A 13,151-nucleotide genomic window follows, 5' to 3' on the forward strand; every position below is an offset into this window, starting at 1 on the left:
ATAGAGGTGCCCCAATCGGCGTCCTATGTCATTCTCCGAACATTTCTGCACCTTTTGCAACCTGTTACTGGTCCCGGAATTCGTTTGGATTTAGCCCGTAATGCTTCTTAAACATTTTGCTGAAGTACTGTGGGTTTTGGTATCCGAGCTCGGCGGTAATCTCGTATATTTTTTTGTTCGTCTTCTTCAGCAGATAGAGCGCACGTTCCATCCGCATCCGGATAATATAATCGCCCAGGCTCTCGCCGGTTTCGGCTTTATAGATTTTGGACAAATAGACCGGATGCAAAAAGACTTTGTCGGCAATCGTCTTCACCGACGTGTCCTGCCCCAGATCGCGGGAGACGAGCTCCTGCACTTGGTGGATAATGTAGCTGCGCGTATATTGATCGCTGGCCGACAGCTCCGTCCGGAGCTTGTCCAGCATCCGCAAGGCCCAGCTTCGCAGCTTGTCCAGCGACAGAATCATTCCCTGGTCATGGACAAGGTCAAAGCCCGACTGGTCGACTTGATAGGCAAACTGGCCCTGCTTGTGCACCATATACATGAACGCATTCGTCATCAGCAAATACACCTCGTACAGATGCTCACGGGAGTAGCTCGTCCCTTCCAAATCGGCAAAAACTTCGTCAAGCTTGTTCCGCGCGGCATCCCACTGCTTGGATTCCAGCAGGTGTATCAGCGTCGGCGGCTTATACAGCGATTCCATCGATTGGACCGGGCTGACAGGCTGCGACCGTACGTCATCGAGGTACAGGATGCCCCCGGACTCGCCGCCAGACATCATAAAGGAGCCGAGACCGGCCCGGTAAGCCTGGGCGATGCCGTCCGGGAACGGAAACCAGTCGGTGATGACCAGCGTGATATCGCCCTTCAAGTAACTGCTCACCTGCGTGCGGAAGTTTTCCGCAAGCCCGTGGAGCTTCGCTTTGCGGCGCTTCTCAAAATCCGGCAGCAGCTCGATGCCCTCCCGGTAAGAGGGTTTCAGCGCGGCCGCCAGCACCAGACAGTCATGGGGCGCCTTGCAGCCCCACACATGGAACGCCTCCGCAAGGGTCTCTTCCGCGATGTTTCCCACCGCGTACTCCATCAGCGCCATCGAATGGTGGTCGTAATGGGCAAACTGCCGTCCGAGCTGGACGAGCAGCAGCACGGCGGGTTCGCCGACCTGCAGCGGAATTTCGTACTGGGCCAGCTTGTCCGCCACAGTCCGGTGCGACCAGGTCCGGCCCAGCACCAGATCGTGCATCAGGCTTGCTTTCAGCACGCCGGAATCCGATTTGATGGCGTACATTAACTGATGCACCTTTTCCGCCGCCTCCCACTCGTCCTTCAAAGATTCGATCGCATTCGACAAGCTGAGAATGAACTCCTCGTCGTTCACGGGCTTTAAAATATAATCAAAAGCCTGCAGCTGCAGTGCCTTCTTCGCATATTGAAAGTCCGAATATCCGGTCAGCACCATGCAGCGGATATGCGGCCAGTCCTGCTGAATCCGCTCAATCAGCTGCAGGCCGTCGGTTTCCGGCATTCGAATATCCGATACGACGATATCGATGGACTGCTCGGACAGAACGGCCAGAGCCGCCTCGGCCGAGTCGGCTTGATAAACCTTGGCAATCCCCAAGTCGTCCCACGGGATCGTGGCTTTAATGCTTTCGGTGACATAGGATTCGTCATCCACTAGTAAAATTTCAATCATTCTATGTTCCCCCTTACCTGCTGCCCGTTCGTATATTGGTATGCTCAATGGGCCAGTGGAGCTCTACCCGGACGCCGCCCAGACCGGACTTTGCGAAGCGGAGCCCGGCGGTGTCGCCGTAATGGATCAGCATGCGCTGCCGAACGTTCCACAGCCCGCAGCCCATATCCTGGCTCATCGGCAGGGTCAGGGAACGGCGCAGCCCCTCCATCTGCTCTTCCGTCATGCCGCGGCCCCCATCTTCGACGATGATCCGCATTTCACCGGGACCGACTTCACCGGCGATCCGCACGCTGCCTGCACCGGACTTTGGCTCGATTCCATGCAGCACCGCATTCTCCACCAGCGGCTGGACGACCAGCAGCGGTACTTCCCATTTGCGCATCACCTCAGGGATATCAACAGCAAATTCGAGCTGAGGCTTGCGCATCTTCTGAATCTCCAAATAGCTGCGGACAAAGTCCAGCTCTTCCTGCAGCGGAACGACATCCCTCTCCTGCCGTGTCGTGTATCGGTAATAGTTCGACAGGTTGTGGGCCATCGCCACCACGGCCTTCATGTTCCCGAGCTTCGCCATGCTGGAAATGAAGGAAAAGCAGTTGTAGAAAAAATGCGGATTGATCTGCGATTGCAGCTGCTTCAGCCGCGCCTCCCTGACGTGGATCCGCTCCATATACACGTTCTCGAACAGCTCCTGAATCTGCCCGACCATCGAGTTGAAGCGCTGGAACACGAAGCCGAATTCATTGTTGCCCTTGGCCTCCAGCCGGACGGAATAATCCTCGTGCTGCAGCTTCTTGAACGCCAAAACGAGCCGCTTCACCGGAACCTGGACCTGGGCATACAGCATATAAGCCGCCAGACAGCTGAGCAGCAGCGTCAAGCCGACGGAAACATAAAACAGCCGGTTCGACTGCTCGATCGGCGCAACGATTTCCTTCAGCGGCACGTAGTCGATCAGGTACCAGCCGGTGGTGTCCGAAGCGGCGATGTTGACCAGATAGGTCTCGCCGTCCAGCTCGAGCCTCCGGTTCTCCGCCTTCTTCAGCGGCTCCTGCCGAAGCTGCCGCAGGATGGAGTCTGTCAGCGGCCGGTCCGCCGACCGGTTATAGATTACGCCCATGTCCGGCCTGTAGTAGATCGGGTCGCGCCGCCCGTCGCTTTTGAACTTGTCCAGCATGTTCTGGATATTGCTGCTGTCAAACTGCAGCTCGATGATCAGATTGGCGTCTTCGGGATGGCTGAAGGAAGAATACGGATACGCCGTGAACAAGGAGAACGAATAATACGCCTCGTCCCCTTCCCCCATCTTTTTCACCTGCCAGCCGGGCCTCATCCGCTTCTTCAAATCGTCGTTATCGTAGGATTCCACGTCGTTGTCCGACACCATCCGCCCCAGCGACGGGGAAAAAATGTAGAGCTTCGTTTTCCAGTCTGACGAGCTTTCCTGAATGTTCAGCTTCGTCTGGATCCGTTTCACCAGGTTAATCATGTCGAGATTGAAATACTCACTGTTCAAAAAAACGTCCTTAAATCCGAAAATATCGGGATCCTGGATCAGCAGGGTCGGCCACAAGGAAAAGCGCTCGATGTTCGTGTTGACCTGCGTCTGGAAAAAGTTCAGCTGGTTGGCGCTCGATTGGCTGAGCTCCGTCCCCAGCACTTCCGTGCTCGTACGGTTGGAATAGAAGTAAAGGCCCACGATCGGAACAAGCATCATGACGAGCAATAGCACCATTTTACGGAATAATGTATTTCTGGGCACGGCAGTTCACACCTTACGCATATTTTTAAAGTCATGGATCAGCAAGACGTAGATCTTTGTCAGAACATGTCTAAAAGCATCATCATTATACTGGAAACGGATGCATGCGAGTAGCGTTCTTTTCACCAAAGAAGAAGCCCCACCTGCCTTAAGTGAACCCGCCATGGAACGCGTGATCAAATGACCGGATGAATCGGAGAGCCGTTCTCTTATTATTGTAGGGAGCCTGCTCCGTCCCGAAAATGGTTCATTCTTCAACAATTCAGCACTTTTCGCAACCAAACGGATGGAGAACGGCATAGCTACGCCCGATATGAGGTCAAAAAAAAGCAGGCCGCTGTTTGCGGCCTGCCCTTGATTCTCCGGAGTCAGCTTAGATGCCCGGAATCGAATTGCGCTTATGTGCGGTACGCTTATAGTAGCTCTCCAGGCGCTCCTTCGCCTGAGGGCTCACTTCCTTGCCTTCCAGATAGTCGCTGTTCTCGTCATAAGTAATGCCGAGCTCGCCTTCGTCCGTCTGGCCTTCCCACAAACCGGCGGTAGGCGCCTTATCCAGAATCGCCTGCGGCACGCCAAGGTAGCCGGCCAGCTGGCGGACCTGACGCTTGTTGAGCGTGCTGAGCGGCGTAATGTCCACCGCACCGTCGCCCCACTTCGTGTAGAAGCCGGTAATGGCTTCGGAAGCATGGTCCGTTCCCACGACGAGCAGGTTCAGGTCAAATGCCAGCGCATACTGCATCACCATGCGTGTTCTCGCCTTGATGTTCCCTTTGCCCTGCGGGGTCAGGTGGCGGTGGATGCCAATTTGCTTGAGCCCATGCTCCGCTTCCAAGGCAATTTCGCCGACGGCATCCTCGATATTGGTCTCGGCCTTATATTTCAGGTTAAAAGCTTCCGCCACCGCGTAGCTGTGCTCGATATCCTCCTGAACCGCATAGGGCTGGAACACGCCCAGCGTCATATATTCCTTGCCTTCCTCCTCGCTGAGCTCGTCGGTCGCCCGTTTGCACAGGCCGGTCGCCACGGCGCTGTCGATCCCCCCGCTGATGGCGATGAGCAGTCCCTTCGCCCCCGCGCTCTTCACATAGGATTTCAGGAAATCCACCCTTTTCCGGACTTCGCTCTCCACATCGATTGCCGGCTTCACGCCAAGGGCCGCAATAATTTCTTCCTGCAAACTCACGATAAGCACCTCTCTTGAACAGAATAGTCGATTAAATACGGTGTGATTGCAAACACAAAAGCCCCGTACGTATCGGATGTCCGAATACCCGGGGCATTATGTACGAGGTGCGCCGATTAACGGCACACCCGGTCAAACGCTTCGATCAGATCGTCGGCAATTTCTTGAGCCGAACGGTCTTCGATTTGGTGACGCTCAATAAAATGAACAAGCTCCCCGTCCTTCATCAGGGCGATGGATGGAGAAGACGGCGGATACGGAGCGAAATACTCGCGTGCTTTCGCGGTCGCTTCTTTATCCTGTCCGGCAAATACCGTAAACAGATTGTCAGGCACGATGTCATGCTGCAAAGCCTGAGCTACGCCGGGACGGCATTGGCCGGCGGCACAGCCGCACACCGAGTTAACGACAACCAGCGTGGTGCCTGGCGCGTCCGGAAGGTGAGTCTCCACTTCTTCCGCAGTTCTAAGTTCCTTAATGCCGAGGCGCGTCAGTTCGTCACGCATCGGTTGAATCATATCCTTCATATATCTGTCAAAAGACATGGCCATTCCCTATCACTCCTTGGATACAAAATATCAATGGACAAGCTCATAACAACATCCGCTGTTAATACTCCTATTATACATCCATAAGGGTCGAAATCAAGAGAAGCAGCGGCCTTGCGGGCTGTCAGATCATTCCCGCCCACGAATCCGTAACGGGGAACTGAATGGTGAAAGCCGTCCCCTTTCCCTCCTCCGATTCTACCGATATTTTGCCGTGATGGCGCTCCACGATGCTGAGACAGAGGGCAAGACCGAGCCCGGTACCTTTGGCTTTGGTCGTAAAAAACGGCTCAAACAGCCGCTCCTGCCTGCTCTTGGCGATCCCCATTCCCGTATCTTTGATGATCAGCTCCACAAAGGAGTCGTTCAGCCTCGTCTCGATCGTCAGCTGCCCTTTTTCCTCCATGGCTTCCATGCCGTTGCGCGACAGGTTCAGCACCAGCTGCTTGATTTCCTTGGCGTTCAGGCTCAGCTCCGGGACCTTCTCGTCCAGGATCAGCTCGATCGTCTGTCCGCGCAGATTCGCATCCGCCCACAACAGCGGGCTTAAATCGCTGATGATCGTATGCAGATGCCATTGTTCTTTCTCGGCGATACGGTTCTGGGCAAGGGATAAAAAGTCGTTGATAATACCGTTCGCCCGGTCCAGTTCCTCCATGACGATCCGGTAGTAATGGTCGAGCGCTTCCGGGCTCTTCTCCTTCATCAGCTGCAGGAAGCCCCGGACGACGGCCATGGGATTGCGTATTTCATGGGTGATGCTGGCCGCCATCTGACCGACAAGGCTGAGTCTTTCCACATTCTCCAGCTCGCTTCGCAGCCTCGCCAGCTCGGTCACGTCCTGAAAAGCGAGGACCGCTCCGATAATGGCACCTGTATGTGTATTCGTTAATGGTGATGTGCTTATGTAGTAGTTATGCGTTCCGATACGGATCAGCTCATTGCCCAGTTTCTTGCCCTGAAGCGCCTGAACGATCCGATAGTTGATGTAGTCTTGACCCATGATATCCACGAACATCGTGACAGGGTAGCCGAGCACGTCCTGCTTAGTAAGGTCGGGGTCCTTCGTCTTGACCAGGTTCATCATCGTGTCGTTGATGCTTGTAATATTGCCGGCATGATCGACCGAAACCATTGAAATGGGCGTAGCATCGATGACCTGCTGCAGCTTCTCCTCTTCCCTGAGATATTTCTCGGAGATGCCCATAACCTGCTCCTTCAGCCGCAGCTTCTCCAGAGCAAATTCAATCATATACACCAGAGTACCCCCGGTGAACATACTGGTTAATATATAGAAGAGAACGATCAGCACCAGCCCTGCATCGGTTAAATTCAGGTTGGGAGATTCGATAATCGGGGCGGCCGTGATCAATAGCATCGCAGGCATAAGGCACAGCCACAGCTTGTTGATCTTCTCCGTGAGCGGCCCTTTCCGGAACTTTGGGGACATCCAGATCAGAAGAGGGTATAGCGGTAATCCGGTATGCAGAAACAAACCGAGTACCGTCCAATTGGGATTAAATATGAAGTCGCACAGAAGGCACAGCCCCGCCAGAGGCAGGCCCGTCTTATATCCTCCATACAGCATCCCGATAAACAGCGGCAGAATGCCCAGGTTTAATGGAATGTAGTTAAAAATGGAGGTGGAAAACATCGAGCAGAGCAAAATCGTCAGAGCGCTGGACAAAATAATGACAAGATCAAAATCCATGGCTTCCATTCGCTTTCTACGCCTAAAAACCCGGACATATTTGTCCAGTCCCATTGGGAAGAGAAAAGCGAAGGAACCGGCCATAAGTACCTGTGTTATAATGTTTTTCAGTGCGTAAATAATCGCCAATCCCTCCTCCCCGCCAGGGCAGGTATGTGTAGTTCCCAATACGAATCTTTAGTGATTGCAGCTGGTTCTTCTTGCCGTTCGAGTGAAAGCGATTCATTACAGGTTTAACGGACTACAAGGAATAGGAAGATGTACCGCTGTTTTATGATGAAAGACGATTTCCTTTTGATTAAATCACAGCCAACACGATATTACAATATATCCTGATATATCCTAAAAAAGGACACACGAAACAGGAAAATAGACTGACGTAAAAATAAAGGAGTTTAACCAGTGAACCGATATGACGTAATTGTTGCCGGAGGCGGATCCGCGGGTCTAATGGCATGTGTCTCGGCCGCCCGGCATGGGGCATCTGTCCTGCTTTTGGACAAAGGAAATAAACTTGGCCGCAAGCTCGGCATTTCCGGAGGCGGCCGCTGCAACGTAACCAATGCTAAAGAAACCGATGACCTGATCGCCCATATCCCGGGCAACGGCCGCTTTTTGTACAGCGCGTTCCAGCATTTTAACAACCGGGATATTATGAGCTTTTTTGAAGGGCTCGGCATTGCCCTGAAGGAAGAGGACAACGGGCGGATGTTTCCGGTATCCGACAAGGCCGCCAGCGTCGTGGGCGCTCTCATTCAGGAGGTGAAGAGGCTCGGCGTGGAGATCAAAACGGACAGCCCGATTGAGGAGGTGCTCTATGAGGATGGAAGAACGGCAGGCGTTCGTCTGAAGTCCGGCCATATTTACAGAGCCCCCAGCGTCATTGTCGCCACCGGCGGCAAATCCGTGCCCCATACTGGATCCACCGGTGACGGTTACCCTTGGGCAGAGGCCGCCGGCCACACGATTACCGAGCTGTACCCTACCGAAGTCCCTATCGTTTCCCATGAAAAGTGGATCCAGTCCAAGGAGCTTCAGGGACTCTCCCTGCGGGACGTGGAGCTCTCCGTGTGGAATCCCAAAGGTAAAAAAGTGATCGGGCACCGCGGGGATATGATCTTTACCCATTTCGGCGTATCCGGTCCGATCGCCCTGCGATGCAGCCAATTTCTGCGGCAGGTCAAAAATAAGTTTCATACGCCCGACGTCGAAATGGCCATCGACTTGTTCCCGGATCTGGACGTTTCGTCACTCGACCAGCTGCTTAGGGACAAACTCGCGTCCGAGCCGAAAAAGGCGATCCGTAACGTGCTCAAGGGCCAGATCCCCGATCGTCTGCTTCCGCTGCTGTTCGATAAATCCCAGCTGGACGGGGACGCGACCTACGCCCATCTGCCCAAGCAGCAGTGGGGGGATTTTGTCGCCTGCCTGAAGCAGTTCCGTTTCCGCGCGGTCGGCACCAAATCGATCGAGGAGGCGTTTGTCACCGGCGGAGGCGTCAACCTGAAGGAGATCAATCCGAAGACGATGGAATCGAAGCTGATGCCGGGGCTGTTTTTCTGCGGCGAAGTACTCGACATTCACGGATACACCGGCGGCTACAACATTACGGCCGCCTTCTCGACCGGCTATACCGCCGGCATGCACGCAGCGTGTTACCATTAATAATCCAATTTCGAGGTGATCGGTATGAGGATGGAGCTGAACAATGATTTTTGCCGGCAATTCGGCATTCGTTACCCTATTTTTCAGGCGGGCATGGCCGGCGGTCCCACGACGCCTGAACTCGTGGCCGCCGTATCGAATGCCGGCGGTCTCGGTACTCTGGGAGCGGCCTACATGGAGCCTGCGGCGATCCGCGCAGCGATCGTGGACATTCGCGGGCGGACAAGCGCCCCGTTTGCGGTCAATCTGTTCACCGTCCCGATGGAAGACGACAATCGCCGGACCGCCGAGGTCCAGCGTGTGCTCGACTCCATCCGGGACGATCTGGGATTGCCGCCCGCCCCGCTTCAGGCGGTCCAAACGCCGGATCACTTGGAGCGGCAGTTCGCCGAAGTGCTCGAAGCCGGCGTTCCCGTGATCAGCACCGCTTTTGGCGTGCTGTCCCCGCGGCATATGGAGCTGGCCAAGACGGCCGGCATGAAGGTGGTCGCCATGGCGACCACCGTGGAGGAGGCGCTGGAAGCCGAGCGCGCCGGCTGCGATGCGGTTGTCGCCCAGGGAAGCGAGGCCGGCGGCCACCGCGGCACGTTCAACGTCGATGCTCACCCGATGGGGGCGAACATCGGCACCTTCGCCCTCGTGCCGCAGATCGCCGACCGGGTGTCCATCCCGGTCATCGCCGCCGGCGGCATCATGGACGGGCGCGGCATGGTCGCCGCCATGGTTCTGGGAGCGCAGGCGGTCCAAATGGGCACCCGCTTCCTGACGGCAGCCGAATCCGGTGCGCATCCCGCCTATCAGGCGGCGCTGCTTGCCAGCACCGAAGAGAGCACGGTGCTGACCAAGGCCTTCTCGGGCCGGCCCGCCCGGGGCATCGCCAACGCCTTCGTCCGGGAGTGGAACGAGAGCGGCGTAGAGCCGCTGCCGTTCCCGACGCAGAACACGGCGACCCGGGATATTCGGAACGCGGCCGCCCGGCAGAATCAAGCCGGTTACATGTCGCTATGGGCCGGGCAGGCGACAAGAATGCTGAAAGCGGGCCAGAGCGCCGCAGACATCGTGGAGGAAACCGTCCGGCAGGCGCTCGAAATATTGGAATCTTAGCTCCTGCGCGATTCGTACGATTGTGATGCAATGATGTGACGTTATGCTTTCCTACCAAAAAACGCCTGGATCTAAGATCCGGCGTTTTTTTAGATTAAGAACGTATATATTTGGAGCAGAGCTGTTGATCATATCTTTCGCAGCATCAGCAACTGAAGAAGGGTTACCGTGATCCAAACAGCTGCGAGCGCCAGCGGAATCAGCACAACCGCAGCTGCCCAGACCGGCAGCATGGAGAACAGCAGCAGCCCTGACGTCACGAGCGCATACGGCGCAAGCAGCATCCGCACGGCCTTCTTCATGGCGCCCAGCTTCACCTCGTCCGCCCAGGGCAGCATCGTAACAAAGCCTTCCTTCATAAAGGCCGCTGCATTCAAATACAGCCAGTAAGCCAGCAGCAAATGAAGCGCGGCGTAGACCAGAATCTTCACCCCGGGGGGCAGCGTCAACAGAATGGCCGCGCTGAGCGACATAACCTGCGCATATCCTGTAAGCTGCTTCGTCTGGCGTACATATGCCTTCACGCATGCCCCGGCCAGGCGATGGACCGGCGTTGTCGATCGGAACAGACGCTGGGACCGCCGGAAAATCCATGGTCTGCTGCGAATTTTCCGCGGTTTGTCCATGGCGCTGCTCAGCACGAGTCCGGTCAGTTTGGTCCGCTGAACCAGCTCTTCCTGGATATCGTTCATAATTGTGCCGCGAGTTCTCATCCGCACCAGGAGCAGCAGCACGTTGATCACCGCCAGCAGGGCGGAAGCGGCAGCCAGCCAGGACGGGCTGTCTATCCACCATACTGACAATATGACGTATGCCGCGGCCGGAAGCACAACCATGGGCAGATACAGCAGCCATCTCCGCCAGCCGTGAGCCCGGATCCGTGCGAAATGCTTCAGCCAGACCATCAGGCCGCCGGCCATCACCGTGAAGAGCAGCCAGCACCAGGCAGCATCAAGACTGATCCCATATCTGCGGACCATAAAGGGAAGCACCAGCAGAAAGCCCGCTCCCGCCTTCAGGGCTGTGGCGATCATGCTGTAAATGCCTCCCCTCAGCATCAGCCCGCGCAGCCACCGCACGCGCTGATGAATGAAGAGAACGTCGGCCTCCCGAACCATAAGGAACATTTTTCCCGCTGACAGCCACAATAACAGAAATACAGGAATAACGCCGAATATCATATGGCTGCTCCACTGCGGGAGCGGCTCCTTCCATAAACCGTAATACAGCCTTCCCCCCAGCAGCGCGCCCGGAATCAGCATATACAGGAGCACCGTCCAGTCCGCCACCGACCGGATGACGGCGATCGTTTCCTTCCAGTGGGTCCGGAGCCGGTGCCAGAACAATCGCCCGGGGGTTGGGTAGGCATAACCGGTATTGCTTGAGTCCGCCATGTTCATCTCCTTTCCATGGATGTCAGCCAGTCTGCGAAGAAACATCCGGTCCCTTCGTTCCTACCGAAGACTGGGCTCGTCGAAGCATCCGGTCTCAGGTCAGGGCATCAAAGCAGTCGAACAGCGAGGCGTCCGGCAGCCCGGCCGTCCTGCGGATATCCGTCAAATCCCCTTTGGCCACCATTCGCCCGCCGGAGATCATCACGAACGCATCGCAGATCCGCTCGGCCGTATCCAGCACATGGGTAGACATCAGCACGCCGGCGCCCCTGCCCCGCTCCTCTTCCAGAAGGCGCAGAAAATCCTTGGTCGCCCGCGGGTCCAGGCCGATGAAGGGCTCGTCCACGATATAAATATCGGGTTCCGCCAGAAATCCGAGCATGAGCATCATTTTCTGCTTCATCCCTTTGGAAAAACCGGCCGGGAGCTGATGTTTCACCCCGCTCATGCCGAACTGAGCCAGCAGCTCCTCCGCATGGCGGACAAAAGCCTCGTATTCCAATTCGTAAGCGGCCGCAGCCAAATCGAGATGCTCCCAGAGCGTCAAATCGTCATAAAATACCGGCTGTTCTGGGATGTAGGCGTACCGCCCGCTCTCCCCTCCGATCGTTACGGACGCCCTGGAGTATTTCAGCAGACCGAGCAGCGTCTTCAGCGTCGTGCTTTTTCCGGCACCGTTCGGACCGATGACGCCCAGCAGCTCGCCGGGCGCCACTTGAAAAGAAACGTCCCAAATGCGCGGCTGTCCTTCTTCATATCCCGCTTCCTCGATATGCACATCGAGCACAGGCAGCAAAGGCTCCATGATCCACCTCCAGCAAAAATAATCCGTTTCAGCCATAGAGCTTATGTAAATCAATAAAGGCCACCAAAACCATATGGATCGGAACGGCTGCGTCCCGACCCTGTTAATTTAACTATATGAAAAGTTCACCTGATAATCCATACGTCCCGGGACTGAAATCGATCTACAGCCGGCGGGCTTATTTAAAATGCTGGACCAGCGTTCCTCCGCCGCCATCCGCCTTCACTTCGGCATAAGCGCCGTTCACCAGCGTCATTTGCGGCGGCACGTGACCGCAGTCGATATCGTAAATGACCGGTACGCCCAGTTCTTCCGACAGCTCCTGGTATACATCCTCCACCGTGTATCCTTCCATGGGACGGTTGGCCGCGCTCCGGCCGAACATCAGCCCGGCGCAGCCTTCGAACCAGCCGGCATACTTCATCTGAACAAGAGACCTGCGCAGATCGGCTGTGTTCAGCTCGCAGTTCTCCAAATACCAGAGGAGAGGTTCGCCCGGAATATGGCGCTCCCGGAATGCTGCCACATCCCCGTAAGGCGTGCCGATCAAATGGCGGATAACGTCAACGCATCCCCCGAGCAGCCGGCCCTGCATTGACTCCGGCCCGCCCGAAACCGTCTTCCACACCGTCGGCTCCGTCAGATGGAAGACGCACGGGCTCGGATCGTCATGACGCCACTCCTTCTGGTATTTGGCCGATGCCTGCTGAGCAATCCGATCGCCCGGCTTGGCCGTCAGCACGGCCTCCCACATGGCCGAAGTATGATCCGAATACGTCCCCCGCAGGTCGACGAAATTGAGCCCGTGAGCAGTGGCGATTCCCGTCTTCAAGGTAATGGCCAGAAGAAGGACGCTGAGGTCCGAATAGCCGAGAATCCATTTCGACGGCATGTGGTCAAAGTCCACCCGGTCCAACATTTCGATGAGCAGTTCCCCGCCCCACGGAGGAATGATCGCACCAATTTGGGGATCCCCGAGCATCTCGTTCAGCTCCTCGGCACGGACCTTGGCCGGGGCCGACTTGGCCTTGTGCTGCGTCCAGACCGTCTCCCCGACACGTATGTGATAGCCCCTCTCCTCCATACGGCTGACGGCCGTGCGGAACATGTCGTGCAGACCGGGCTCTATGCCCGAGGAGGGAGCCGTCACACCGACGACAGCCCCTTTTTCCATTCGCGGATACTGAATCACTGCCCATCCCCCCATAAGATTTTCCCATTATCTTACTAGAAAAGGACGGCTGGAACAATGACGATGTTACGGTATTGGCGAG

General features: G+C 56.2%; 10 protein-coding genes. 2 read left to right on the forward strand and 8 right to left on the reverse strand.

What is annotated here, in order from left to right:
• Positions 1–64 precede the first annotated feature (64 nt).
• The 5 genes from MKY74_RS00125 to MKY74_RS00145 all read right to left on the reverse strand — a co-directional run bounded on the left by MKY74_RS00125 (position 65) and on the right by MKY74_RS00145 (position 6,918).
• Positions 65–1,702: a response regulator gene (locus MKY74_RS00125; protein WP_076175878.1), complete on the reverse strand. Its 1,638-nt coding sequence runs from the start codon at positions 1,700–1,702 to the stop codon at positions 65–67.
• Positions 1,703–1,715: 13 nt separating this feature from the next.
• Complete coding sequence (locus MKY74_RS00130; RefSeq protein ID WP_076175881.1) at positions 1,716–3,467, reverse strand: sensor histidine kinase; 1,752 nt, start codon at positions 3,465–3,467, stop codon at positions 1,716–1,718.
• Positions 3,468–3,840: 373 nt separating this feature from the next.
• Positions 3,841–4,650, reverse strand: a complete 810-nt coding sequence (gene nadE / locus MKY74_RS00135; RefSeq protein ID WP_076175883.1) for an ammonia-dependent NAD(+) synthetase — start codon at positions 4,648–4,650, stop codon at positions 3,841–3,843.
• Positions 4,651–4,766: 116 nt separating this feature from the next.
• Positions 4,767–5,201, reverse strand: coding sequence for a BrxA/BrxB family bacilliredoxin (locus MKY74_RS00140; RefSeq protein ID WP_076175886.1), 435 nt, complete (start codon positions 5,199–5,201; stop codon positions 4,767–4,769).
• A gap of 121 nt (positions 5,202–5,322) precedes the next feature.
• On the reverse strand, positions 5,323–6,918 hold the full coding sequence (locus tag MKY74_RS00145) for an ATP-binding protein (RefSeq protein ID WP_244169441.1): 1,596 nt from the start codon (positions 6,916–6,918) through the stop codon (positions 5,323–5,325).
• A 393-nt stretch (positions 6,919–7,311) separates the two neighbouring features.
• On the opposite strand from MKY74_RS00145, the gene MKY74_RS00150 reads away from it, so the two are divergent.
• Entirely contained in the window at positions 7,312–8,574 is a 1,263-nt protein-coding gene (locus MKY74_RS00150; protein WP_076175888.1) for a BaiN/RdsA family NAD(P)/FAD-dependent oxidoreductase, read from the forward strand.
• 24 nt (positions 8,575–8,598) lie between these two features.
• Positions 8,599–9,678 carry an NAD(P)H-dependent flavin oxidoreductase gene (locus MKY74_RS00155; protein WP_076175891.1) on the forward strand — a complete coding sequence of 360 codons (1,080 nt, stop codon included), beginning with the start codon at positions 8,599–8,601 and terminating at the stop codon, positions 9,676–9,678.
• A 128-nt stretch (positions 9,679–9,806) separates the two neighbouring features.
• On the opposite strand, the gene MKY74_RS00160 is transcribed toward MKY74_RS00155, so the two are convergent.
• The 3 genes from MKY74_RS00160 to MKY74_RS00170 form a co-directional block, all read right to left on the reverse strand.
• Positions 9,807–11,072, reverse strand: a complete 1,266-nt coding sequence (locus MKY74_RS00160; protein WP_076175894.1) for an ABC transporter permease — start codon at positions 11,070–11,072, stop codon at positions 9,807–9,809.
• A gap of 94 nt (positions 11,073–11,166) precedes the next feature.
• The gene (locus MKY74_RS00165; protein WP_076175896.1) at positions 11,167–11,877 is read right to left on the reverse strand and encodes an ABC transporter ATP-binding protein; all 711 of its coding nucleotides are present in this window, start codon (positions 11,875–11,877) and stop codon (positions 11,167–11,169) included.
• A gap of 178 nt (positions 11,878–12,055) precedes the next feature.
• Positions 12,056–13,069 (reverse strand): S66 family peptidase, encoded by a 1,014-nt coding sequence (locus MKY74_RS00170; protein WP_076175899.1) that lies wholly within the window; start codon positions 13,067–13,069, stop codon positions 12,056–12,058.
• Between the last annotated feature and the right edge of the window lie 82 nt (positions 13,070–13,151).

It is taken from the genome of Paenibacillus sp. FSL R5-0378 (assembly GCF_038009285.1).
In the GTDB taxonomy this organism is placed as follows: domain Bacteria; phylum Bacillota; class Bacilli; order Paenibacillales; family Paenibacillaceae; genus Paenibacillus_AQ; species Paenibacillus_AQ favisporus.

What these genes read in the sequence shown, in the direction of transcription:
- MKY74_RS00125 (WP_076175878.1), bottom strand. Translation starts at nt 1,702, where the DNA reads ATGATTGAAATTTTACTAGTGGATGACGAATCCTATGTCACCGAAAGC.
- MKY74_RS00155 (WP_076175891.1), top strand. Translation starts at nt 8,599, where the DNA reads ATGAGGATGGAGCTGAACAATGATTTTTGCCGGCAATTCGGCATTCGT.
- MKY74_RS00160 (WP_076175894.1), bottom strand. Translation starts at nt 11,072, where the DNA reads ATGGCGGACTCAAGCAATACCGGTTATGCCTACCCAACCCCCGGGCGA.
- MKY74_RS00140 (WP_076175886.1), bottom strand. Translation starts at nt 5,201, where the DNA reads ATGGCCATGTCTTTTGACAGATATATGAAGGATATGATTCAACCGATG.
- MKY74_RS00165 (WP_076175896.1), bottom strand. Translation starts at nt 11,877, where the DNA reads ATGGAGCCTTTGCTGCCTGTGCTCGATGTGCATATCGAGGAAGCGGGA.
- MKY74_RS00145 (WP_244169441.1), bottom strand. Translation starts at nt 6,918, where the DNA reads ATGGAAGCCATGGATTTTGATCTTGTCATTATTTTGTCCAGCGCTCTG.